Origin of the sequence: Paenibacillus sp. V4I5, from assembly GCF_030817255.1 — a bacterium.
Taxonomy (GTDB): domain Bacteria; phylum Bacillota; class Bacilli; order Paenibacillales; family NBRC-103111; genus Paenibacillus_E.
Map to the genome: position 1 here is coordinate 531,756 of NZ_JAUSZB010000002.1, position 25,248 is coordinate 557,003.

Genomic DNA, 25,248 nt, shown 5'->3' on the forward strand with positions numbered 1-25,248 from the left:
TAGTAGGGCTTGCTGAACGATTCAATTGGGGTGCCAAAGCCTCCTGTTTAAGCATAGCAGTTCACAAGCTACCATGATTACGGTAAAATCTGATCGGCGAAAACCGCTTCTGCAACCCTGGACAAGTATGGGTTCTCCAGAAACTGCTGAAGTGTCTCGCGGTCTTCGGCTCCAAGCATTACTACGAAGGGGAGATTGATGCAGCCCTCGATACATGTATCTCGGGAAAAGATGGAGGTGTGGAGCTATGAGTAATATCCATTTCAACATGTCGGTTCAAATTGATTCAAACGTATTTGACTGTTTAGTTGCATTAGAAGTTAGCTCTTCTGATGAAGTGTTTAAATTTCATGCTAGACCCTGGATTCATACATTAATTAATGTCGAATCGGGCGAGATTCTAGAATCCAATGTCAGACTCAGAAGTATATCAATAACGAGGAGTGTAATTTGTGAGTAGAATAAGAATTTCTGAGCAAGATGGATTCCGTTCAGTACATGTCAATCCGGCCATTTGGCCTAATGTTGATGAGTCTTCATTAACTGCTGGGCATGATTCTGAGCAGCGTGCAAGAAACACAGGGGAAGGAGAGCAGAACCATGCTACGTTCCAATTTCAACCAATAAAAATGACCAGGGGTTTAAAGTATGGAAGTGAGTATTGGGAAAGTTATGCTCCTAAATTAAATAGAGATGTTTGCTTTTTTAGTAATTTGGAGTATGACCATTGGGTAACTGTAGAAACAGAACCCACTATTAGTAACTATTGTGAACAAGCGTTCAAGATCCCCTATATTCATGATCGTTTATTAACCAAAACTGTTGTGGACATGTGGTATACCAAGAATGGAATCAACACTTTCGTTGAGGTAAAGTATTTCGATGTTCTGGAGGCTGAAAACGAAGAAGGCGAGAGAGCACGACGACAAATAAAAGCTCAACAAGAATGGTGTAAGGAAAATGGGTTCCATCACGAAGTAATGACTGAGAAACAAATTCGGCAAAATCCATTGCTTCTTTCAAATAAAAAGAAAATCCTTTCACTTATCAAATCGAGATGTATTTGTATTTCTGAAGACAGACTCAAACTGATTTCAGAAATATTAAAGGAAGAATGCAGCTTTTTTGAAATTAATCAAGTGTTCCCGGAATTACGACCGAACGATATTCAGCTTGCCTGCGCCTGGTTAATTTATAATGGAAAGCTAACTCACAACTTAGATAAACATCCCTATGGGAATAATACAATGGTGAAAATAAAATGCCTAGAAGAAAATTAATTGAACATGAAGTTGTTGATGCTCAGTATCTAAACTACGGTTTGTGGCCAGAAGTAGATGTCAATGCCTTACATGATACTGATCAAGATACCTACCTTAGGCGGAAACAAGCAGTAGAGGAGTACCTGAAGGGTATATTGAGTGAAAAACAAATAGTAGCTCAGACACGCATAAGTCGAAACGAGCTACGAAGACTTGTTCGGCGTTGCTTGAGTTTTGACGCGGATGGATACCTCTGGGGATTTCGGGCTCTTAGGCCACAAAAAAATGTTCGGATTTATAAGAAAAAGAAATCTGAGAAGGGTTTTCATGAGCATAAACGTACTGGGGAGTTCGAACTCTTACTAGATCGATATCCAACGATACGTAACTTAATACACGACTTGTATTTGAAGAGAAGGTCAAAAAGTCCAACTGAACCGGTAATAAAACCCGTACATTTGTTTAGCAAGTTCACCGAAGCATGTCGTAAAGAAGGGATAAAACTCGATGAATACCCATTCAATACTGAAAGCCAAGGATATCGGTCACTTCAAAGATACTTGAAAAAAATCGAGTTAAAACATTTTGGAATAGCTAGCAGCAGGTATGGAGAAGATGCTCATAAAAAATCGAATAATACAGGTATCAGTGAACAAAATGAGCCTAATATTGTTAGACCTTATCAAAGGGTACAATTTGATGCTCACCGGATTGACGCTGTATTTTCTATATCTTTTACTACAGTCGATGGGGATGAAGTAAATCGAATTTTAGAAAGGATATGGATCTTGTCGTTAATAGATGTTGGCACCCGAACTGTCTTATCACATTATATCAGTCTTAACAAAGAAATTTCTGCAGTTGATGTTATGACTTGTATTCGTAAGGCAGTAATGCCTCATAAAACTGTAGATTTTACCATACCTGGATTAAAGATTATAGATGATGGTGGATTTCCATCAGATAAATTGAAAGACTGCGAATGGGCAGTGTGGGAAGAATTATCATTTGATAACGGCAAAGCAAACCTGGCTAATATGGTGAGAGATAAGTTAAAGCATCTTATTGGTTGTAGTGTTAATGCAGGTCCCGTTTCACTCCCCATGCGACGTCCATATATAGAAAGATTTTTCCAAACACTTGAGGAGTATGGGTTCCACCGTTTGCCAAGCACTACTGGCAGCAATCCGAAAGATCCGAGAAGAAACAATCCTGAAAAAAAGGCCATCCAATATCACATAACATTGGAGAACTTAGAGGAATTAGCGGAAGTCTTAATAGCCAATTATAATGGCACTCCACATGGGGGAATTAGTCATCTAACACCTCTCGAAGCAATGGAACAAAGACTTGGTAGAGGCATGTTACCAACCAATTTAGAAGAAAACAAGAGGTCAGATGTTGCGTTTATGCAAATAGAGATATTCAGGGAAGTAAGAGGAAATCTTAAGACAGGAAAACGTCCACACATCAACTTTGCAAATGAGGAGTACCGTAACGACATTTTAGCAAACTCAGGTCAGCTTATTGGATCGAAACTGAACATACATGTAAACGTCGATGACATTCGATTCCTTCGCGCCTTTTTACCTGATGGTACAGAGTTTGGAATTCTTACTGTTGCAGGTAAATGGTCAGAAATGCCTCACTCGCTAAAATTGCGTCAACAGATACACCGCCTTAAAGAAAAAAAGGTCATACATTATTCAAAATATGATGACCCTATTTCAGTGTACCAGATATATATGACTAACATGGCACTTCAAAAAGACAAGTCAAGTGTTAATAGGCTGGCTCAAATACGAAGATTACAACAGCAAAAAGCAGAAGAAGCTCAAGCTGCAACAACATTGGATTTACTTTTTGAAAATACATCTGATCTATCGATGGTTGATATTAATGATGATGAAGATCTGCAACACCATACAATAATATTTTAAAAGGAGATTCAACATGTCAGAAATAAATGCTGCAGTCCCAACTAAGATTCGTCCAATAGTTTCAATTGGTCACCATCCCATCGAAACGGGCCAATATGTGATTCCAACAAAGGAAATACTTAAGGCAAATACCGTAGTTAAAGATTGGGTAACTAAGCGAGCGTCAGGTGGAATCATTTTCGGTCGACCGAGGATTGGAAAGTCACAAGCTCTGAAATATATGATGGAGGTCATTCCTAGAGAGCTTGGGGACAATTTACCTATATTAAAAACACGTTGCAGAAAGTACAAAATACCTTCAGAAGACACATTCTTCGAACATCTTCTAGAGGATTTTGATCATGGTTTTCCTTCAACTGGAAAAGCAATTAGGAAAAGAGCTCGTGTTTCCAACTTCTTAATTGAAAAAGGCGAAAAATCAGGTTTGAGACGTGTTATTGTCTTCATTGACGAAGCCCAAAGACTCGTAGAGCTACAATATGATTGGTTGATGGATATTTACAATGACCTAAATGAGGCTGGCATTTCAATGACCGTCATACTAATTGGCCAAAAAGAGTTGCTCTCTATAAGGACATCGATGTTGCAACAAAAAAAAGCTCAAATAATTGGAAGGTTCATGACGAAAGAATATGAATTCTCTGGTGTAAAGAAAATCGAGGAAATTAAGACATGCTTAATTGGATATGATAAATTTTCCGAGTTTCCAGAGAACAGTGGGTGGTCATTTACAAGATATTTCTTCCCAGAAGCTTTTGACAATGGTGAAAGATTAGCTCAATTTGCTGATACGATTATGAATATATTCATCGACATAAGGCGGGAACATGGTTTGTCTAAAACATTTGAAATTCCAATGCAGTACCTTACTCTTAGCATTGAAATTGCACTTAAAACAGCAGGTTCACATGGACTTGCAAAGGATTGGTTAACAATCCATGACTGGAGGGAAGCGATATTAAGTTCAGGATATGTTGAGTCTGAAATCTACATGGCCTTAGTTTAGGGGGAGAAAGGATGTTTTGCTGGAGAAATGAATGGATACACCCCTTTGAGTCTATGTGGTCTATCTTTGAAAAGTTTAAATTTGCTAATCAGGTTAATTCCATCGAAATTCTTTGCGAGTTTGGAACAGAAAGGGTTAAAAATCTAAAAGTACTAGATGGTAGTGAAATTCGAAATCTGTATTCAATGGAGGGTTTTGATATAAATCTATTAACGAAGGCTTTTACATTTAATGTTATAGAGCATAATACTTATTCGCTTGAGACAATCGTCGATGTTTTAAAACGTAAGTATTTTGGTTATGAATGTTTTTTTCATGATACCTTTGTTTATTGTCAGATATGTATGAGTGAAGGACACCATAGCCTATTTCATCAGTTCAAATTATTACGAAAATGTCCGTTCCATATGTGTGAGCTTATATATAATTGCCCCAACTGTAAAAATAAAATACGTTACATGTTATTGAGGGATAAAGAACTTAAGCCATTTATGTGTATTTGCGGGCATTTATTGTTTAGACGCTCAGTTGGTTGGATTAATTTATGGTCTACCAAGAGGATTATTAATGATCCATTGCTATTAGAATGGCTGAACCATTCAAATCGGGGGAGAAGGCTGTATTTTTATGAAAATAAAATATGGGAAAATATAAGAGGCTTGGAAATGTGCCTTGAAGTTCTTGAGAAGTCATATATTGCGGAAGAATCAAATAGAAATCTGAATACTCGTATAAATAAAGTAGAATACGGTTGGGAATTGAATGATAAGCTTTATGCGTTAGTGATAGATGTCTTTAAATCTATTGATAGACACATCAAAAAATCACTTAAATCTGAGCATAAATATTGCCTAAATAAGACTAGAAAGTATTTTTATAATCGCAATGTTGAAAAAAACTGTGAATGCTCGGTTGCTTATATGACCTGGCGTAATACATTATTGGTAGCTGATCCGAAATACTGGGAATACATACATCTCGGGGTGCGCCCCACAAAATTCAATCATGGGTTTGCGATTCCTTTTTTAATGATTCATGAACAAATAGATCATTTTGTAGATTACTGGAGAATGAATAAGGAGATCAAAACCACAAAAGATGTTACAGCGCTCAAGTGGATGATTGGTAGAATTACAGGTGCTCTATTAATTGCATACTGGCGAGTTTGTCAAAACGCTGTAATAGAAAGTAGAGAGAACAAGAATACTCTCGGGAGAGATTCCTTGTCAAAAGCATTACTAATTCAAGCGCCATGTATCATATTGCATATGTATCCAAGGCTTGTCGTACATATGTATAAAATACGGGTTTTGTGAATAAGTATCGGAATAGCTAGGCCTCTAGCTGGTCAGCATGATTGGTACGTTGGTGTTCGGCGACACAAACATATGCGCTTTCGCGACACAAACATATGCGCTTTCGCGCCTTGCGTTTTCCATAGATATTCACATAAATGCGGGGTTCTGGTAAAGGATTTCGTTTAAGGAATTGGTTAAAGCTTTCCCAATTGAAGCTTTGTTTCTGGCTTCTTCGGTTTAACCATTTCATCAACGCCTTTTCCGTTTCTCTCTTGAATTTGACTAGATTCGGGTGATTATCCGTGATCCCATAATATTGGTAATGCCCGATTAATTTCCTGCGAATCGTTGCCATCAAGATTTCCAACTTTTCATGTCGGTGCTGCTTCATCCAATTTCCGAATGCCTTGATCTTGTTCTTGTATTTCTTCGCGCTTGTTTTGCGCTTTACCCGGAAGGATGTCCCCTTTGCATTCTTGCTGCAATAATGAGTAAAGCCTAGGAAGTCAAAAGTTGATGGTCTTCCGCCACCATTTCTTTTGTACCAATCTTCCGCATTGCTTCCAAAACGCATGATCTTTGTTTTCTCTTCCGCAATGCTCAGGTTGAACTCTTTTAATCGTTGGATCAATGCCTCGTAGAATTCCCTCGCATCCGTCTCGTATTGAAAGCAGCAAACAAAATCATCAGCATATCGTACCATGAATGCTTTTCCACGGCTTTGCCGCTTCACTCGTTTCTCGAACCATAGATCGAGTACATAGTGTAGATAAATGTTCGCAAGCAGTGGAGAGATAATCGAACCCTGCGGAGTTCCTTCCTCCGTCGGCTCCAGGCGTCCTTCTTCTTGTACACCCGCTTTTAACATTCGGCTGATGAGATGGAGGATGTTTGGATCCCCAATGCGAAGTTTCAGGAACTTTAGGAGCCACTCGTGATCTACATAATTGAAGAAACCGGAGATGTCCGCATCCACGATGAATTGAATCGATTGTTTATCAATGATCTGATCTAAATGGATTAGGGCTCTATGGCAGCTTCGCTGCGGGCGAAATCCATAAGAGCAGTCTAAGAAATCTTGCTCATAGATTTGCTGCAGCAGCTTATTTAACGCCGATTGCACGATTTTATCTTCGTATGCTGCTATGCCTAACGGTCGTTTGCTTTTCTCATCCTTCGGGATGTACATTCGGCGCGCGGGTTGCGGTCGATATCCTTTCCGCTTGAGTCGTCCTACCAAATCCTCGAGGTTTTCTTCCAGCTGTTCGGCATACTTTGCCTTAGTCACTTGGTCCACCCCAGTCGCTTTGTTCGGATCTAGTTCTCCATGACACTGTCGCAACAATTCCTTATTTAGCAGATGGTACATCGATGTGAATTGTACTCTGGGTTGTCTTTTCGCAATTTCAGCTATTCTTGCTAATTTTGTTTCCATGTTTGCACCTACCCCTGTGTGTAGTTCATGTTTCCTTAGCGAGAGTGATAATTTGTACTATGAAGTTATCCGACTTCCTATCGTGTCGTTTGAACATCCTTCCTTTCCGGGTTGTTTGTTCATACTGCGGTTCCTTTCCTAAAAAGTACTCGTCTGCCGCAGAACCGATAGGATCTCTCAAGATCCCATGTCATCATTGTCTAGCATGCCCTGCTCTCTGACCCCGGGGAAGGGGCATGCAACTCGCCAGTAACGTTGTTTGTCCTATGGTCTTCCGAGAGTTTAAAATCCGTCGACCTTCCCATCTTTGCAGTTCTTTCGAGGCTCAATCACACGGCCTACTATCTGGCTGTCTACGCTTAAACCGCAAGGTTACCCTTACCGCTCCAAGACTCGCTATTGGTGACTTGGCTAGAGTCTTTCCAAGCAGGATTTCCACCTGCTAAATGACATGACTTAACTTGACGCACTTAAACTATCCTGCCCGTTACTTCAATGAACAAAAAAGTGACCCACAGCAACGGGCTGGGGGTCATAATTATTTATATTTTAAAGGGGGTCAGTTTTATTATAGGCTTGATTCATTAAAGCTATATGAAAATAAGATTTCATTCTTGTTACATTTATTCAGCTAAAGTTCCTCGTTAGTTGAATCAAGCAGTTACCTCTACTAATTACTACTATATTTATGAATATTTATTAGCTAATAAGTAGTGGAGATTTTCTTTTACATTTGGCCATTCTGAATCAATAATGCTATAAAAAACATTGTCATGAATTGAACCGTCCGATTTTATTCTGTGATTGCGAAAAACTCCTTCCTTTTTGGCCCCTATCCGTTCAACAGCTCTTTGTGATCTTAAATTTTGGCCACTAACAGAAAACTGCACTCGGATAACCTTCAGTTCTTCAAAGCAATATTTAAGCAGCAGATACTTACATTCTGTATTTACACTTGTTCTCCAAAAATCGGGAGACAGCCACGTCCATCCTATTTCGATTGCCTTCCAAAGTACCATTGGTACTTGTTTGCATCCCGATCTACTCTCCTTTAGTTTAGCTTACCTACAGCTTGCTCCAAGTATAAACCACCGCAAATAGCAGATCAAATATAAGTGCAGTTTTACTTGTTAATAATTTCAGTAAATGTCTTTTTATAATGATGTAATCTTACCGATAAATAAGCTGTTAATTTGCCTTACATCTAATACTTTCACATTTCCGACTCCTCACCAAAGGCACCTCGGCAACGGTAATTCTACTATAATTTTTCTGTTTATCTACCATGTTATCCTGCCCGTTAGCACAACAGGCCACCGAGTTTATCTCCGGCAGCCTGTTTGAACCTTGTTATGAAGCTAACGTTTCCGTTAGTTCAACGAACCCTTCCTCGCGAAACTCTTTCTTGTTCTTGTCCGTTCATAATGCCCCACCATTTGAGAAACTGATAGGAATCCTCTTCAAATCGAGTTAGCTACCTGAACCAAAACATCTCCAGTTATTGTCACTGAACGTCTATCGCTACTTATGATATACTGCCAACCGTCTTTCTCAAAAACCAATACATTAAATAACATCCTCCTAGGTGTTGTACCAAATATAGCTTCGGTTCCATCGTTTAAGGTATAAGTTTGTGTTGTATCACTTAACCGTGGAAATCTTTTTATCTTATATTTTATCGGATTAACCCGAATCATAAAATGATTCTCAGCTTTATTTTGATTGAGATATTCAACTTCATAATGGTTATTAATCTCTAATTGCGCATCTTTTGAATAGTTACATCTCCCGAAGCGATGAGTAAAATCAACTGGCGGCTCGATTTTGGGCAATTTAATTTCTCTTTGAAATTTTTGTTCACATTCCATCAATGATTCCTTTAACGTTTTGTATCCACCGTCATAATACGGTTGTTCAAATGATGGATTTACGCATAAAGTGTTTCTGAACTCAATAAAAACAAAAAAATACAGAGCAGTGATATTTTTTTCACAGCAATAATACCCCTTTTTTTAGAGTATATTATGCCTAACTAATCAAGAAATATAACAATTTACTTATTCAACTATGCTACCCGTTAGGTGAGCAAGAGGCTGCCCTTTTTTTTCAATCAGCATGGGGGGATACAAAAACCCGTATTCCGAAATCCAACCATTTTTCTAATAAGGATTGCGCTTTGGAGAAATACTTTTATGGAATAAGACAGGAGGTGCACAATAAACATGAGCAAAACTAAAGACACTAACAACCCAAAGCATGCCACGTCATCTGGTAAAACTGGAGAGCAAAAGAAATCAAAGTAAAGCTGTTAACCAGGTCAAATACTATCAAAGCATCAACAAACCCGGTTTACTTGACCGGGTTCTTTTTTTGGAAATATAGCAACAATTCACTCCTGACAATGGAGTTAGTAAGAGATGGTAATTGCTTTATTATGCCAGTTAATCAATAAACAAAAAGAGGGGTTGCCGCAAGCAAGTTCTTAACTATCGTTCTTCGTTAGTTGAAAGATCTGTCCATTAGAAATCAATATATCTATTGCGTTAATAACAACTTCTCTCTTTTTCCCTTCTGAACTTCCTTCTGCTTCCAACATGTCTAAAATATCTTTGCTCTTTCTAAGTAATAACATGGATATTAGATGGGTTCAGGTCTCCGTGTATTAATCCAAATACTTATAGCGATTAAAGAATACATAGAGTTTTACAACCACAACAGATTTCAAAAAAACTAAATAACCGTCCCCCGGTTGAGTACCAGGAAACGGTCGTTGCATAATCCGACTTTTTTGACTGTCTACTTGACGGGGGTAAGACCATTTAGGCGGATATTAATCGGACTATTTTCTTGTCACCCGACAACTGATGACAAGAACATTATTACATTCCTGTCCCTCCCCTCATTCAAATAACAACACAACATAAAAACTACTTTGAGGATTGGACATAATTATGTTCATCTCAATGATGTCGGCAGTTATGCAGTGTTAACAACGGGGGATTCTTATTTTGTATTTTCAAACAATGTTATAAAAATAAACTATTCATGTAATATAAGTTAACATAAAATAATGAACAGAGTAGAAAAGAAATATTACATTAGGTCTATTGATATCAAAAAAATGAAGAAAAGAGGATGCATAGTGAATCCAAAAACGGCAACTGTAAAGAAACCTTTTTATCAAGGCCTTTTTTTTCAGATTATGGTTTCAATCATCGGGGGTATTTTAGTCGGTTATCTTTGGCCGACAATTGGTGTCACGCTTAAACCAGTCGGCGACGGTTTCATCAAGCTTATCAAAATGATCATTTCACCGCTTGTTTTTGGTGTTGTCGTCGTTGGTATTGCGAAGGTCGGCGACATCAAATCAGTTGGTAGGATAGGCGGAAAAACCCTCCTTTATTTCGAAGTTATTACAACCTTTGCCCTAATCATAGGCATGGTAGTGGCGAACTTATTCAATCCCGGCGCGGGAATGAACATCGATCCTGGAACCTTGACAACGGAAGCTGTCAATAATGTCACTAAGAGTTCTACACTTCCAAGCGGAGCGCAATTTTTCCTGAATATCATCCCGGATAGTGCCGTTTCAGCGTTTGCGAATAATACAATGCTGCAGGTACTGCTCATCTCCTGCTTCTTCGGTTTTGCGCTTATCCATGTAGGCGGACGAACAGCGGAGGTTGTTGTCGATCTTCTAGAGCATTTCAATAAAGTCGTGTTTCAAATTATGAGCTATATCATGAAGCTTACGGCTATAGCGACATTCGGCGCGATGGCGTTCGCTGTTAGTCAGTATGGGGTTACCACACTCGTGTCGTTCGGTAAACTCTTTGTGGCCATGACGATCGCTTGTCTTGCATTCCTCTTTGTGTTAGCTATCATCACACGAATATTCGTTGGCATCAGCCTTTGGAAGTTAATCCTCTACATTCGAGAGGAGATCATTCTCGCGTTTGCAACAGGTTCGACGGAAGCAGCAATGCCGCAGCTCATGAATAAATTTGAACATGCCGGCTGCAACCGAGCTGTTGTCGGTCTGGTTGTTCCGACCGGATATTCATTCAACCTAGACGGGGCGTCAATCTATTTATCACTCGCTCTGATATTTCTTGCCCAAGCAACCGGCGTCGAATTGAGTCTTGTCGAACAGCTTATGATTCTGGGAGTCCTTTTGTTAACGTCCAAGGGGATGGCTGGTATACCGGGTTCTGCATTTGTGGCCCTGTCAGCGACTGCGGCGGCAACAGGTTCGATCTCTATGGCAGCAGTTGCTCTAATGCTTGCACCGGACCGATTCATGGGCAATTATCGTACGACAGTGAATATTATCGGCTACGCTGTTGCCACCTTCGTCATTGCACGTTGGGAAGGTTTGCTTGACCATAATCGCGCGAAAAGCGCCCTCGATGGCAGTCTTCCATATATTTCGGTTGAAAATAACGTCTTAGCTGCGAATAAACAGCAATTAAATGCTTAAAATCAAATTACTAACGGAGTCCTTTGAACATGTAATAATTTCACTTTAAGTAATTTCCGCTAATCTGCCCGTTCAATAGGCTGCCGCATATTGCCGGTAGCCTATTTGTAATTTAGCTATCGTTCCCAGTTAGCACAATCAATAACACCGTTATAGCAATTGGGGTTCTTGTATTTCTTTAGGCATATAGTTTTTCTTTCAATTTACCAACAGCATTATTAATGGTTAATTCAAGTTCTTGAAGTGTGCTACCAACATCTTTATTTTCTAAAACCATTTTAATAAACGAATCCTTTACATAACCAACCACTTCTTGTTCGAAGATGCTTTTTCCGACTACAGGTGTAGCACCCACATTTACAAACAATGCTTTAATATTCTTATCTTTAAAATGAGGTAGTTCAGAAGCATACGCATCATTAATGACACTTTGATTTAACGAGGAAACCTCTCCTTTTTTAGAGTTATACAATTGATGTTCTTCCGAAACCAAATAAGAAATGATTTCAAACGCTACTTTTTTATTATTGCTAAAAGGGCTTAGTATTAAAAAGGAACTATTAGGTGCTGTTGGTTTTATCAATGGATATTGCCTGAACGTCGGATACGACACTATATCCCAATTTATCTCAGGTTCGTTTAAACAATTCGCACATATTACAGCCATTGCGACATTTTTATCTCTGGAAAAACCACTATTAAATTTAAATAACTTTTGGGGATCGGGAAGGTTTCCATGAATCGTATAGATATCCTTTATAGTTTCCGCAAGCAATTTCCATTTTTCATTATTTACTATGGCGTAATCTGTTACAGGGTCGAGACATGTCAATGATAATTGTTCTCTTAGTAGAACATAGTCAGCTATATCTAGTCCCCTATAAAAGACACCGTCAATTTCACCAGTCACTTTTTTTGTTAATTCAATAGTTTCATCCCAATTCATGCCATTATGTGGGTAAGAAACTCCGAATTTATCAAAAATATCCTTGTTGTAAAATAGTGGATGATCTGTTTTGTTATATGGTAATGCGAAAACCTCTCCATTATTTCCGAAACATAAAATTTGATTGAAGGCTGTTGAATCAAATTGACTTAAATCAAATTGATTTTCTCTTATCAAATCATTTAAATCGTATTGAAAGTTATTTTTAATTATTTGCGGCATTTCAAATCTTGGACCAAACATCAACAGAATATCTGGTGAAGTATTGGTTGAACGCCATTTCTCAATGTTGTTATTGAAAAATGGTTCTTCACTCGCATAAATAAGTTTAACCCATGGGAATTTCATTTGAACTGGTTGTGCGATTCTTTCTTCGAAATACTGTTCTGGATAAAAAGTATTTATTGTAATCGTGATTTGGCTTATACTTTCCATCAATATTCTCCCTTCTTTTATTAAGTGTTTGGTTCCGAGTTAAATAATTCTACTAGTATCCATATTATTCCTACTAAAAAAGAAAATATGTTCGCGTTTTTTAAAAGCAGTACGAACGGTACATATAGAAATTTGTAAAATATACAAATTTTGTTAACTAAAGTTTACTGCCCGTTTACTTTAATAAACAAAAGAGGAGTTGCCGTGAAGCAAGCCTCTCAACTATAGTTCACCGTTAGCTCAACTTCAGGTACGCCTGAAACGGTAGATAAGATAGAAAAGAATTACAATCAGCACGAGCGGCGCAGCGATCCACCACAGATATCCGGCATCCCCAGTCACCCCAGTGGATTGCTTAGGCATTGTATGTACCGTAGAGTCGATAAACGCCTGGAAAGCCTCACGCTCTTTTTCATCATGATGCTGTACTTTTCCGTCTTTGATTCGGACCATCCCGTTCGGCCCAGCGATAGGCGTCGGGTAACGTACTTGCTCCGCTTTCTCCAGTAACAACAGAAATTTTCCGTTTTCCCGTTGATACTCATCCGCCCACCCGGTATCGAAGCCGTCAATCCCTGCCACCAAACTAGTCGCAACGTCCCCTCGGTAGACTTTGCTCACTTTGAAGTCGTAACCTACCCACATCATCTTAGGTTCGCCGCGTCTCTTGGAAAAATCGTACGTGCCTTCCACGACGATCGACGCCTTCGAGATAACATCCTCGGCTGGCAAGTCGACCCAACTTGTCGCATAAACGGGTGCAGCAGCGTTTAAACCTAACAACAGAAAAAGTAATACATTACGCATTCCACGTTTTATATGGATACGCATTGTATTAGTTATATCAGTCATTTTATATGCATTCACGTTTTTCAACTCCGTTGACTTTTATTCTCTCTTCAGATATAGACAAAACAAAGTTTGAATTGTTTCCGCTTTGCTGCCCGATAGCTTAATGAGGCTACCACTCGTCTTCGCGGAGGCAGCCTCATTTTGTAGTTTATTGAAGTAACGTATCCGTTAGCTTAGTTGTGCGGAGAAAAATAAACTATTGTACAGGAAGATCGAGTTCTTTACGGAGTTGATTTACGGTCTTCTCATTTTTTTGGTATTCTTCTATTTTTTCATAACAACAGCGTTGCATCACCAACAGCAATTTCACCAGATGTTTCAACCGTTGCCCACACGCCAAATGTTGCGTCATGATTTTGAGTCAATGCACGGAGAATCCGAGAATCATCACTCAAGGCTTCTTGGGCATTGTTCACCATCACACACCTCTGTAGAGGTGCAACAACCTTTAGGCTAACAGTATTACCAATCTTGATAGTGCGCCCCAACCAGTCATCTTCGATGTACCCTGTTGAATGGATATCTATCAATATGTTTGCTCGAAAACGTCGAGGATCCACAAAATCCCCCAACTGCTTGCTTAACATTCGTAATGATGATGTTGTAATGATACTTACTGGACCCTCGTCAAAATGAGATATTGACTCTTCTCGTGCCAGCGTTACAGGAAATCCGAGCCATTTACTCAATACCTCGTCAACATCTTCACTATTGCCTCGATACTCCACTCCATCAGGTGTCGTTACAATCGGAATAGAACCATCGTATCGTGCTTTATACTTGAACAGCCCGTCCATCTTCTGAAATCGTCTGGTTGTTTTCCCGCTCCCAAACTTCCCACTACTGTTTCGGATTGCCCACATGCGGTCGCCGTAAAGACCACGACGATCAATTAACACATTTGATAATGATTCGCCTAAAACAGATTTTATTGGATACCTACGAATTTCCTTGATTCTCCCTTCAAGGTTGGACCTCACAACTTCACCTCTTTTATATGGGTATCGTTTGTGGCTTCCTGATAAGTTAGCCTGGAAAAGTGGTTTTCCCTCTTATTAACATCGATCCCCTAACTCAATAATCTTAAATTACTATTTTCTATTCGTGGATTAGATTTCCTTTTTTATTGCAGATAACTGCCCTTTAGTTTAATGAGCTTATAATTTCGATTGTATCTTTTAGTGTTATGGACTTAGAAGAATATTGTCCCAACTTATTTATAACCTTCCATGACAGAATTGGCGCGGTAGGCATTGCGCACCATGATATCTTCAATTTTCAGATAAACTATGATTCCGATCATAACCGGAACGGAAAAACTTTGAACTTTTCTCATAAAGTTCTCCCTCTCGAAGGTCATTGCTTAGAAAGCTTGAATGTCATTACACCACACCCTCAATTACCTTCCCATTAACCTATTTCAAGATCCATAGAATGCTAAAGCTAGCATGAAGGTATGTGAGTAAATCAATAACCGCCTTAACCCGATAAACAAGGGTTAGGCGGTTATAGGTAAAACTAGATTGCTCAGGATAAATTATTTAGCAGTTATTTAGAAATTTACATATAGCTGTTTAAGAAATTCTTTACTTACAAGAACAGCTTCCGCAAGTCACCTTCGTGCTACTTCTTTTCATTCAACCGCTCAAGCAATGAATCGAGAGTCTCCTCCGTCAGTCCGCCTCCACTGAATGCAGCTAAGCCACGCAGTGGCAGATACTTCAGGAACGCAGCCATCAGTTCGGACATGCCCTCTTCTCCGCCACCGGAAGCGGCAAACGGCGAATGCTTCAGCAAATCCGTTACGGTTGCAGCAGCTTGCGGATTCTCCATCAAGTCTCCTACCGTCGAATTACGCGTATAGGTTTTAGTGATTTGCACTGTTGAGTTCACCAGTAGTGTCCCTTTGAGCAAGATATCTGAAGAAGACTTACCGATCAATATATCAAATTCACCTGTCTCAACATGCCAGTCATTAAGTTCCGTATTAAAGTATGCAAAGGAACGTTTTTCAAGAGTGAAGGTGACTGTTTTCTCTTCCCCCGGATTGAGAGCCACTTTAATAAAACCTTTCAGTTCCTTTTCCGGACGCGTTACGTTTGAGGCTACATCACGCACATATAACTGCACGATCTCTTTTCCTGCGCGGTTACCCACATTCTTAATGCTAACCGTGGCGTTCAAAGTCTCTATATCGTTCATTGCGTTTTTGTCCAAGACAAGTCCGCTGTATTCAAAGTTTGTATAACTCAGCCCGTAGCCAAACGGAAAGAGCGGACGCTGCTTCTTTTTTTCATAATAGCGGTAACCGACGTAAATACCTTCCTTATATTCCACAAGGTCTCCATCACCCGGGAAATTCAAATATGATGGATTATCGCTCAACTGAATAGGGAACGTCTCGGCCAGCTTACCGCAAGGATTGGCATCGCCGAACAGCAGATCCGCAATCGCTCCACCCAGCGCTTGTCCTCCCAAGTAAGCCTCGAGCACAGCCTTTACGCCGCCGATCCAAGGCATTTCCACCGGAGCTCCATTGCTTAGCACGAGCACGGTCCGTTTCTGCACGGCCGTCACCGCTTCGATCAGCTCCGATTGATTGGCTGGGAGATTCATATGTTCACGGTCGAACCCTTCCGATTCATAACGATCCGGCAATCCGACGAAGAGAATAACGACCGATGCATCTTCTGCAAGCTTGAGCGCTTCCTTCAAAAGCTGTGGATCAGTTTGATCTCCGCTCAACACATAGCCCTGGGCGTACTCAATCTCCGCACCGCTTCCAGCCGATTTGGCAAGCTCCTCGCTGATATCCTCGAGCTTGGTTGGCTTAATATGCGAGCTGCCTCCGCCTTGATATCTCGGCTGCTTGGCAAGTTGCCCGATGACAGCGATTTTGCCGGACTTCGGCAATGGCAAGATTCCGTCCTCGTTTTTAAGTAGCACCATACTTTCACGCGCGACTTCCCGTGCCAGTAGATGATGCGCCTCCTGATCGAAGAAAGCATCCGGCTTCTTGCTGTCGACCGCCTTGAAGACAATGCTCAATATCCGCTCAACAGCCGCGTCGAGCTTTTTCTCTGACAGCCTGCCGCTTTTCACTGCTTCGACGATTTTACAGTCACCGGCGCCGTTACTTGTCGGCATCTCCAGTTCAAGCCCTGCCGACAAACCGTCTGCACGCTCGTTCACTGCGCCCCAGTCAGAAACGACAAAACCCTCATGTCCCCACTCGTCCTTCAAAATGTCCGTAAGCAGACGCTCATTTTCAGCGCAGTACTCTCCGTTAAGCTTGTTATATGCGCACATGACCGTCCACGGCTGACCTTTCTTAACTGCTCCCTCGAAGCTGGCCAAATAAATCTCCCTCAGCGTACGCTCATCCACAACCGCATTGGTCGTCATCCGACGGTGTTCCTGATTATTTACGGCGAAATGCTTTAGCGACGTGCCCACACCCTGGCTCTGTACCCCTTGAATATGAGCAGCAGCCATTTCAGATGACAAATACGGATCCTCCGAAAAATATTCGAAATTGCGCCCGCATAGCGGCGATCTCTTGATATTGGCGCCGGGGCCAAGCAAAATGGCGACGTCTTCAGCCTGGCACTCTTCCCCTAGCGCCACACCGACCTTGCCGATCAGCTCACGATCCCACGAAGAAGCAAGCCCCGCTGCAGATGGGAAGCACGTAGCAGGAACGCTATCGAACAGTCCCAAATTATCTGCCGACGCGCGCTGCTTACGAAGTCCATGAGGCCCATCCGTCATCATGACGGATGGAATGCCGAGCCGCTCAATCCCTTTCGTATGCCAAAAGTCAAGTCCCGAGCAGAGAGATGCTTTCTCTTCCAAAGTCATTTGTGAAATCAATTCTTGAATATTTCTTTTCATGGTTACCCTCCTAATGTAATAAAATTAACCTTTAACAGCACCAATGGTCATACCTTTAACGAAGTATTTCTGGAAGAACGGATATGCGATCAGAACCGGGATCACGGCAATCACCGCAATCGCCATCCGGAACGTTTCGCTGGGCAGCTGCGCAATGCTCTCGCCAGCTTGCGAGCCGATCTCGCTGTTACTAGCCAAGAACTGGATGTCGCTCATAATCCGGTTGAGTACGTTCTGCAGACTAAACAATTTAGGATTGGTAACATAAATTAATCCGTTATTCCAGTCATTCCAGTAAGCCAATCCCTGAAACAAGCCGACGGTGGCCAGAATCGGCAGCGAGAGGGGGAGTACAATTTTGTAATACATTTTAAATTCGCTTGCACCGTCTATGCTGGCCGATTCCAATACCGGAACCGGAATTGTCGTCATAAAGAACGTTCGCATGAGGAGCACGTTAAAGCCATTCATTAAAAGTCCCGGAACAATCAACGCCCACAGCGTATTCTTGATATGGAATAGTTGTGTATAAATCAAGTACGTTGGAACAAGGCCGCCATTGAACAACAAAGTGAAAAACAGCAGAAAGGCGAAGAACGTTCCGCCCGGCAAATCGCGACGCGATAAAGGATAAGCGAGCAACGATGTGATTAATAGACTTACCGTTGTCCCTATTATGGTTATGAGAATTGTAATCCCGTAAGCGTTAAAAACGAGAGACGATTGCTGCCACAAATATTCGTATGCGCTTAAACTGAACTGTTTTGGGAAAAAAGAATACCCATTCTGCAGGATTGTCTTTTCATCCGTTACAGACGACATTGCCAAAAGAACAAACGGGAGCAGGCAACTGAGTGAAAACAAGATCATCACAAGATGTGCGGCCCACTGCCAAACACGATTTTCATTATTCATGTATATCCCCCTTAGAACAGCGCGTTTTCTTTATTGACTTTTCGAACAACATAGTTGGAAACGATAACGAGCACGAATCCGACTATCGATTGATAGAAACCAGCGGCTGATGACATGCCGATGTTACCAAGCTGCAAAAGACCGCGGAACACGTACGTATCGATGACGTTCGTAGTACTGAAGAGGGCTCCTGCATTCATCGGGACTTGATAGAACAGGCCGAAGTCTGAGTAGAAAATGCGCCCGATCGCAAGGAGCGTCAGCATGATGATGACGGGAGTGATCAGCGGTATCGTAATCGTACGGATTTGCTGCCACTTGGATGCCCCGTCCAGCTTCGCCGCTTCGTAATATTCCGGATCAATACCGATGATTGCAGCCAGGTAGATGATACATGCGTACCCTGCACCCTTCCAGGTATGGACCAAGGTCAAAATGGCCGGCCAGTATTTCGGTTCGTTGTACCAGGAAATTGGCTCGATGCCTAGCGCCGGCAGGAGCGTCTTATTCATAAATCCGCTCTCGATGCTTAACATCGAAAATACGAGATAACTGACCAATACCATCGAAATCAAAAAAGGCAAAATAATAATGCTTTGATACAGACGAGAAGCAATCTTGCTCTTGATTTCGTTCAGCAGAATGGCGAAACCAACCGCAACGATAAGGCCGATCAAGATGAATGCCACGTTATAAAGTATCGTATTGCGGGTTATTATATAAGCGTCAGACGTTTGGAACAGAAACTTAAAATTTTGAAAACCGACCCAATCGCTCCCCCATATTCCTTTTGTGAAATTGATGTCCTTGAAAGCAATCGTGAGACCGAACATCGGTAAATAGTTATTGATAATCAAGTATGCTATTCCCGGAATCATCATTAGATAGAGCGGACTGTATTTCCATATTCTCTTCCTGGCATTGCTATGCGTACGTTTTGTCATTCCGAAGTTCCCCTTTCCATTTCTATCGCCTTGTATGGTATCTTGCTGTACTCTCATAGTAATAAAATCCCGTTCGTCCCACTACCGTTTCTACGACTTCTCGTTTGCACTTTGCCGACTAGCCTTCCACCTTTGATTCAAAAAATTGTCCCTGTCAACAGGCAAAGTTGACAGGGACAATACAGTAATCATTTTTTTATCACATTCAGTTCTTTGTTGATGACTACCAACAATTCCGGGACAATGTTAAATTGCACCAGTTGGGACATTTTCTGAATAGACATGACCCCTCTCATCACCTCAAAGAACGGATTATTGGTCATATCTCCGAAATATTTAAGATATACCGCTTTCGCCTCTTCATTGGCATAAAAGTCTTCGATCGTGTCAAATGTAGAATAATACCCGTCTCTCAATTCGATAGGCTCAGCATTGGACAGATCAAACTTTTCGAACCAGTTAACGACATTTTTTGCTTTTTCCGGTTTAACGTGGATATAACTTTGATCTATTTCCGCTGCATAACGAAGCACAATCTCATCCGTATGGATGACGCCATGCTCGTCCGTACCTTCAACTCTTACGCAATTCTCCCCTTCGATAAACGAAACATCCTTCACGATTTTCATCGGTTCGCCGCTGTTTATTTCGGTAAGAAGAGTCTGATTTAGATAAACTTTGACATGAGACACATTAGACAGGATCACGATATCATTGAGCTTTTGGTGTCTATTCACAAATCGGCGGCCGGCTAAATGAACGAAGGGAGCCTTAGACCAGAAAGCTTTGTAAAGATAAAAGGCATCCTTTTTGATTTTCCGGTCAATGGTAACAAGTCCCTTCAAGTTCTTTCCTGTTTCACCGCCTTCATTTCTGTTTGCACTGCCGAAATCAAACATGTTCCATACATAACCGCCTAATACAAACACTCGCTTATCGAAGGTTTCCAGGGCATTATGATGGAATAAGAGCTGGTATTCCTCCGTATAATCTTGGACTTGCGGCGTATAGGAGTGGTACTTTGTATTAGTATCTACACCGTATTCGGATACGAATACAGGAATTTTAGGTTGAGCTTGATGAAACTCATCAAGGCGTACTTGCAAGTCTTTGATTTCACCATAATACCAGCCGTAGTATAAATTGTATCCGATCAGGTCAGTAAAGCTATTTATAATACTTTCATTCTCGACACCGTTAATATTAGCTTGAACTGTTAAGCGACTAGGGTCACACTGTTTGGCCAGAGCCTCCAGTTTTCTGATAGTCTTATAAGTTTGCTCCGTCTCTACGGCAATTGTAATCTCATTTTGGATACCCCAACAATAGATAGAACAATGATTATAGGCCTGCTTAATAAGCTTTTCCAGCTGTTCTTCCGCATTATGATTTTCCGGGTCCTTGGTGGAAGGAATGCTGATAAATGGAATTTCGGCCCATACCAACAGTCCGTAACGGTCGCATAAGCTGTAAAAATAGTCATCATGCTGGTAATGGGCAAGACGAAGGCTGTTCGCTCCGATTTCCCGGATCAAGGCCATATCTTCATCCATATGCTTTTTCGTAATGGCATTGCCCACACCAGCGAAGTCCTGATGTCGGCATACGCCGTTGATCTTGACTGGTTTGCCATTCAAGAGCAAGCCTTGCTCCGTTGTCGCTTCAACCGTTCTAAAGCCGATCGCGACAAGCCGCAAATCGCAGACCTGTCCCTCGATGACGACGGATACCTCTACCGTATACAGATAGGGTTGATCTACGCCGTCCCAAAGAATCGGATTTGCGATTTCACTTCTTATCCTGAATTTTGCTTCATTTCCAAGAGCAAGTTCTGAACTTTCCTCCATGACTGTTTTTCCTACTTCATCCTTGAGCTGTATTTGAAGAATTACCTCTTTGGAGACAGAAGATTCATTCACGATTTGACCATGGACGGCTAATTCAAACGTTTCTGGTGCGATTTTCCGTTGCGTCAAGTAGACACCATCCCGTCCATTGTCCATGACGTCAAAGTGGATATCGTCCATAACAAGAAGTTTCACTTCCCTGTACAATCCGCCATAAAAGGTGAAGTCGGCCATTAGGGGGAACACTGTGTTGTCGTAGCTGTTGTCAACCATAATGGCGATAAGATTTTCCCCCTCCTTCAAGTAGGGGGTTAAAGGGACTCTAAACATGGCATATCCGCACCGGCTGTCCCCGACCGAGCTGCCATTGACATAAACATGACCCATATTCCCGGCAGCGCCGATTTCCAGGTAGATGCGTTTTGTCAAATCCTCTTGGGAAATGTTCAAAATCCGCTGATACCAGCATTGCCCCCGGTAGTACTGTTCACTACCGCCTTGACCGTCGGTATCGTTCCAGGAATGAGGCAGTGTGACAAACTGGCCGTCTTGGATGGACTCAAGTACGTAGGAGGGATTATTATTTTTCGTGAATGTCCATTGATCGTTTAATGGCATGATATTTAGCATCATATTTTACCCCTTTCGGTGTCGATTGAGATGATTGGATCCCAGTCAAAAAATTCCCCGGTCAACTGTGATATTGACCGGGGCAAATGAATAGGAGCCGAACTGATTATTTACTGCTTTTCGCCCACTCGTCGAGCTGCTTTTGCTTCTCAGCGATAATTTTATCAATTCCGGCGGATTTCAGCTTGGAGATAAACTCCGGCAAGACCTTCTCCGGATCGACACTCCCCGTCTCAAGCGGAAGCTTGTACTGTGTAACCACGTTGGTCACCGCGGCATATTCCGCCTTGACCGCATTTGCGTCGAACGTAAAGCCGAGTGCCTTAGATTTCAACGCCGATTTGTTGAATTGGTCCATTTTCTCCCATATTTTCGGATCGTCGCCTTTAAATACATAAGAGAGAAACTGATTGCCGAACATATACCCCATATTCAAGTTGTAGCCCGAAGTTTTGGAGTCAACGCCTTGAGGAAAGTCGATGACATTGTCCGATTTCACATAGTGTTTGCCTTCCACACCCCAATCGAACAGGTTGACGATATCCTTGTCTGAATACATTAGGTTCAGGAAATCCATGGCTTTTTCCGGCGTCTTGGAATTAATCGGAATTCCCCACATGACACCTGTGACGTTCGTTGTTGTAGAAACAGGCTGAAGCAAGTTTGCTGTGACCACCGGAATGCCACTGCTCTTCGTTTCCTGCTGCTCAAACCCTGGCTTCATATTTGAGAAGTAAGCGAATCCTCGATTCGACTTGAGTAAATCGAACTGGGAAGTTTTGTTCGTTGCCGCATCTTTCAGAATCAAGCCAGACGTGTACCAGCCCCTCATCTTCTTAATGAACTCGGCATACTCCTGGGTTTCGTACAAATTGACCACTTTCAGGTTATTGTCGAAATTCGGCAAAACGCCGAGCGAATCCCCGAGCATGTCAAACGTACGGTACGAATCGAGCATCGTTCTGCCGATATTGCCTGGTATCAACGGTGTCACATTCGGTTCTTTGTCCTTAATCGTTTTCAATACCAATTCTACATCATCCAATGTACGGATTTTGTTGACATCGATGTGATATTTGTCAACTAAATCCTTCCGCATTGTCAGACCATTATAGGCAGCAAAGTCGCGGACGGTTGGAATCGCGTAGACCGATCCGGCAATTTTGGCTGCATTCAGATAAGCCGGATCCATCGCTTTTGCTATGTCTTTGCCATGCTGTTCAAGCAGTTTGTTAAGCGCAACAATTTGACCTTTCGCGACATAGCTGCTGTAGCCGTTGCCTCCTACAAACATTAAATCCAGCTTTTCGTTGCTGCTTAGCATCAGGTTCATTTGCTGCTCCCAGCTTCCGAAGCTGATCGGTGTCAATTTCACCGTAGCATTGATTTTCTTCTGTGCGATTTGATTAATGGAATCCTCAACAATGGACAACTCCTTAGGCACTGCACCAAAAATCGGGAAGGCGACATTCAGTTCCGTCGGTTTTTCCTCTGGCTTAACCTCTTTATCCCCGGCCGGTGCCGCTCCTCCGCTACTGCCGCCGCACGCGGATAGAAAGAGCATAGACCCGATGATGAGTGCGCTTGCCGACATGAATCTTTTCTTCATGGTACTCCCCCATTTACAATTTGTTGTTCGCTTATGAAACCGTTTGAGGTAACCTGGAATCTTCAGCGAAGTTATCTTTATTTTACTTTTGCTGCAGATTCGGCTCTGCTCCGCTCACGACTTTTCGCTGTGCATTTGCCGACTACCTTTCACTCTGGACTTGTTGGTGAACCTGTCGGTATTCGACTGGATTCAGATCAGTATGCTTCTTGAACATCCGGGAGAAATGGGAGAAATTCGCATACCCAATATGCGATGCCACAGCGCTGATCGGCATATCGGTTTTCGTGAGCAGTTCCTTTGCAAGCTTAAGACGTTCTTGAAACAGATAATCTGAAACGGCCATCCCGGTTTCCTTTTTAAAGATCCGGGTCAAATAGTCCGGATTCAAAAACACGTGACTCGCAATTTCTTCCCTCGCTAAGTCTTCTGCGATATGCTGCTTAATGTAACTGATAACTCTTTGGACAACACTGAAGGATTGTTCAACTGTATTCGCATACTCCATCGCTTTGTTTACCACGTAATTCATCCATGCGATGAGATCGGTTACAGAGCGGGTCGCGTTTGCAGAAAACTCCAGCGAGATGGTATCGCTAAACAATTGATGAGCTTGAATTCCTTTCGTCTGGAGCATATAGTACATCATTTGTTGAAAATCCTGATAAAACTGTCGAAGCAGTTTCGCATCCAAACCATCCTGCCTCAGCAGCAGGTCCAAAAAAGAGGTTGCTTCCTCTAATACTTTCGCGTATCCCCCCTCCTTCAGCATAATCGACCACGTGCTCATGTCGGGGAGCTGTTTAATCATAGGTTGTTTCTGAAACCTGGTAAGCAGGAAAACCTTATTGTTGTAAGCCACATTGTTATTCTCATAATCACGAAGCCGGGTTACCGTCTCGACCATCTCGTGACCGTGTACTTTTTCTCCGATATAACAGGAAAGATCGCAATAAAAATACTGCCTGCAGGCATCAATGTAACGTTCGCACGATTGCCTCAACGACGATTCGATTTCGGAATAACTTTCGGTAGACAAGACAGCAAGCAATCTTCCGCTGCTCAGCGTGATCAATTGTCCGTTCTGACTGCTGCCCAGTATGATTTCCTCAGCCGAATTTTTTAGTGCATATTCCATGATCTTCTCATCGCGCAGCGTCAGTTGCTTGTGCCATCTCTGAACGCTAATGAGTACCGGAACAAATGTCATTTTATCGGCATAAGGAATGTTGCGTTCTGCCGCGGCTCGACTCACTGACTCCGCTCTGGGAGGAATCGTCTGATTGATGATATCCAGCCAGAATCGCTCAATGAGCATCGGTTGATGCTGGAACCAGAACTGGCCGTATTGGCTGAATTGGGCTAATTCCGATTCTTTATTGATTTTCTCGATCGCTTTTAGGATCGTTTTTTCCAGCTCGCTGAATGGAATTGGCTTAAGAATATAGTCCAAACTGCCCAACTGGAGAGCTTGCTGGGCGTATTTGAAATCGGAATGACAGGTTAAGAATATCGTCGCCGTGCTCGAATATCGCTCCCTAACCCATTCCGCCAGCTCCAGTCCCGTAGCTTGTGGCATCTCGATATCACACAGCATAATATCTATTCGCTCATTTTCGAACAGCTCTTTGGCTTGTTTTACGGTAAAAGCCGAGAATACAGCGGTTATACCAAGCTTCTTCCAATCGACTCCCGACCGGATTCCTTCTACAGCATGAATTTCATCATCTACAATCAATAATTGAAGCATACAAG

General features: G+C 41.9%; 18 protein-coding genes. 5 read left to right on the plus strand and 13 right to left on the minus strand.

Annotation, left to right across the window (positions count from 1 at the left end; genetic code table 11):
• Positions 1-452 precede the first annotated feature (452 nt).
• The 4 genes from QFZ78_RS04380 to QFZ78_RS04395 are packed head-to-tail and all read left to right on the plus strand — an operon-like array spanning position 453 to position 5,524.
• A complete protein-coding gene (locus QFZ78_RS04380; RefSeq protein WP_307545715.1) occupies positions 453-1,280 on the plus strand; it encodes a TnsA endonuclease N-terminal domain-containing protein in 828 nt (275 codons plus the stop codon).
• Positions 1,262-3,202 carry a hypothetical protein gene (locus QFZ78_RS04385; protein ID WP_307545717.1) on the plus strand — a complete coding sequence of 647 codons (1,941 nt, stop codon included), beginning with the start codon at positions 1,262-1,264 and terminating at the stop codon, positions 3,200-3,202. Before QFZ78_RS04380 ends, QFZ78_RS04385 begins: the two co-directional genes overlap by 19 nt.
• Positions 3,203-3,215: 13 nt before the next feature.
• Positions 3,216-4,208: an ATP-binding protein gene (locus QFZ78_RS04390; protein WP_307545719.1), complete on the plus strand. Its 993-nt coding sequence runs from the start codon at positions 3,216-3,218 to the stop codon at positions 4,206-4,208.
• Positions 4,209-4,219: 11 nt separating this feature from the next.
• On the plus strand, positions 4,220-5,524 hold the full coding sequence (locus tag QFZ78_RS04395) for a hypothetical protein (RefSeq protein ID WP_307545721.1): 1,305 nt from the start codon (positions 4,220-4,222) through the stop codon (positions 5,522-5,524).
• Positions 5,525-5,540: 16 nt separating this feature from the next.
• On the opposite strand, the gene ltrA is transcribed toward QFZ78_RS04395, so the two are convergent.
• The 3 genes from ltrA to QFZ78_RS04410 form a co-directional block, all read right to left on the minus strand.
• On the minus strand, positions 5,541-6,941 hold the full coding sequence (gene ltrA, locus QFZ78_RS04400; RefSeq protein ID WP_307545723.1) for a group II intron reverse transcriptase/maturase: 1,401 nt from the start codon (positions 6,939-6,941) through the stop codon (positions 5,541-5,543).
• Positions 6,942-7,627: 686 nt separating this feature from the next.
• On the minus strand, positions 7,628-7,960 hold the full coding sequence (locus QFZ78_RS04405) for a GNAT family N-acetyltransferase (protein WP_307545550.1): 333 nt from the start codon (positions 7,958-7,960) through the stop codon (positions 7,628-7,630).
• A 441-nt stretch (positions 7,961-8,401) separates the two neighbouring features.
• Complete coding sequence (locus QFZ78_RS04410; protein WP_307545548.1) at positions 8,402-8,809, minus strand: hypothetical protein; 408 nt, start codon at positions 8,807-8,809, stop codon at positions 8,402-8,404.
• Positions 8,810-10,083: 1,274 nt separating this feature from the next.
• On the opposite strand from QFZ78_RS04410, the gene QFZ78_RS04415 reads away from it, so the two are divergent.
• Positions 10,084-11,421: a cation:dicarboxylate symporter family transporter gene (locus QFZ78_RS04415; protein ID WP_307545546.1), complete on the plus strand. Its 1,338-nt coding sequence runs from the start codon at positions 10,084-10,086 to the stop codon at positions 11,419-11,421.
• A gap of 178 nt (positions 11,422-11,599) precedes the next feature.
• Here QFZ78_RS04415 and QFZ78_RS04420 read toward each other — a convergent pair whose 3' ends face one another.
• From QFZ78_RS04420 to QFZ78_RS04465, 10 genes are all read right to left on the minus strand, one after another.
• On the minus strand, positions 11,600-12,802 hold the full coding sequence (locus tag QFZ78_RS04420) for an extracellular solute-binding protein (protein ID WP_307545725.1): 1,203 nt from the start codon (positions 12,800-12,802) through the stop codon (positions 11,600-11,602).
• A gap of 246 nt (positions 12,803-13,048) precedes the next feature.
• Positions 13,049-13,669, minus strand: a complete 621-nt coding sequence (locus tag QFZ78_RS04425) for a hypothetical protein (RefSeq protein WP_307545728.1) — start codon at positions 13,667-13,669, stop codon at positions 13,049-13,051.
• Between the two features lie 257 nt (positions 13,670-13,926).
• Positions 13,927-14,634: an MOSC domain-containing protein gene (locus QFZ78_RS04430; protein ID WP_307545730.1), complete on the minus strand. Its 708-nt coding sequence runs from the start codon at positions 14,632-14,634 to the stop codon at positions 13,927-13,929.
• A 233-nt stretch (positions 14,635-14,867) separates the two neighbouring features.
• Positions 14,868-14,990 (minus strand): hypothetical protein, encoded by a 123-nt coding sequence (locus QFZ78_RS04435; RefSeq protein WP_307545732.1) that lies wholly within the window; start codon positions 14,988-14,990, stop codon positions 14,868-14,870.
• A 287-nt stretch (positions 14,991-15,277) separates the two neighbouring features.
• Positions 15,278-17,548, minus strand: a complete 2,271-nt coding sequence (locus QFZ78_RS04440; protein ID WP_307545734.1) for a beta-glucosidase — start codon at positions 17,546-17,548, stop codon at positions 15,278-15,280.
• Positions 17,549-17,572: 24 nt separating this feature from the next.
• Positions 17,573-18,463 carry a carbohydrate ABC transporter permease gene (locus tag QFZ78_RS04445; RefSeq protein WP_307545736.1) on the minus strand — a complete coding sequence of 297 codons (891 nt, stop codon included), beginning with the start codon at positions 18,461-18,463 and terminating at the stop codon, positions 17,573-17,575.
• A gap of 11 nt (positions 18,464-18,474) precedes the next feature.
• Positions 18,475-19,407: an ABC transporter permease gene (locus QFZ78_RS04450; RefSeq protein WP_307545737.1), complete on the minus strand. Its 933-nt coding sequence runs from the start codon at positions 19,405-19,407 to the stop codon at positions 18,475-18,477.
• 188 nt (positions 19,408-19,595) lie between these two features.
• Positions 19,596-21,887 carry a glycoside hydrolase family 2 protein gene (locus QFZ78_RS04455; RefSeq protein ID WP_307545739.1) on the minus strand — a complete coding sequence of 764 codons (2,292 nt, stop codon included), beginning with the start codon at positions 21,885-21,887 and terminating at the stop codon, positions 19,596-19,598.
• Between the two features lie 103 nt (positions 21,888-21,990).
• Positions 21,991-23,493 (minus strand): ABC transporter substrate-binding protein, encoded by a 1,503-nt coding sequence (locus QFZ78_RS04460; protein ID WP_307545741.1) that lies wholly within the window; start codon positions 23,491-23,493, stop codon positions 21,991-21,993.
• Positions 23,494-23,635: 142 nt separating this feature from the next.
• Entirely contained in the window at positions 23,636-25,243 is a 1,608-nt protein-coding gene (locus tag QFZ78_RS04465) for a response regulator (RefSeq protein ID WP_307545743.1), read from the minus strand.
• Positions 25,244-25,248: the final 5 nt, after the last annotated feature.

Bases quoted from the DNA above. Each gene is read 5' to 3' on its own strand.
- QFZ78_RS04465 (WP_307545743.1), bottom strand. From the start codon at position 25,243: ATGCTTCAATTATTGATTGTAGATGATGAAATTCATGCTGTAGAAGGA.
- QFZ78_RS04460 (WP_307545741.1), bottom strand. From the start codon at position 23,493: ATGAAGAAAAGATTCATGTCGGCAAGCGCACTCATCATCGGGTCTATG.
- QFZ78_RS04390 (WP_307545719.1), top strand. From the start codon at position 3,216: ATGTCAGAAATAAATGCTGCAGTCCCAACTAAGATTCGTCCAATAGTT.
- QFZ78_RS04435 (WP_307545732.1), bottom strand. From the start codon at position 14,990: ATGAGAAAAGTTCAAAGTTTTTCCGTTCCGGTTATGATCGGAATCATA.
- QFZ78_RS04410 (WP_307545548.1), bottom strand. From the start codon at position 8,809: ATGGAATGTGAACAAAAATTTCAAAGAGAAATTAAATTGCCCAAAATC.
- QFZ78_RS04420 (WP_307545725.1), bottom strand. From the start codon at position 12,802: ATGGAAAGTATAAGCCAAATCACGATTACAATAAATACTTTTTATCCA.
- ltrA (WP_307545723.1), bottom strand. From the start codon at position 6,941: ATGGAAACAAAATTAGCAAGAATAGCTGAAATTGCGAAAAGACAACCC.
- QFZ78_RS04405 (WP_307545550.1), bottom strand. From the start codon at position 7,960: ATGGTACTTTGGAAGGCAATCGAAATAGGATGGACGTGGCTGTCTCCC.
- QFZ78_RS04455 (WP_307545739.1), bottom strand. From the start codon at position 21,887: ATGATGCTAAATATCATGCCATTAAACGATCAATGGACATTCACGAAA.
- QFZ78_RS04445 (WP_307545736.1), bottom strand. From the start codon at position 18,463: ATGAATAATGAAAATCGTGTTTGGCAGTGGGCCGCACATCTTGTGATG.
- QFZ78_RS04385 (WP_307545717.1), top strand. From the start codon at position 1,262: ATGCCTAGAAGAAAATTAATTGAACATGAAGTTGTTGATGCTCAGTAT.
- QFZ78_RS04440 (WP_307545734.1), bottom strand. From the start codon at position 17,548: ATGAAAAGAAATATTCAAGAATTGATTTCACAAATGACTTTGGAAGAG.
- QFZ78_RS04395 (WP_307545721.1), top strand. From the start codon at position 4,220: ATGTTTTGCTGGAGAAATGAATGGATACACCCCTTTGAGTCTATGTGG.
- QFZ78_RS04450 (WP_307545737.1), bottom strand. From the start codon at position 19,407: ATGACAAAACGTACGCATAGCAATGCCAGGAAGAGAATATGGAAATAC.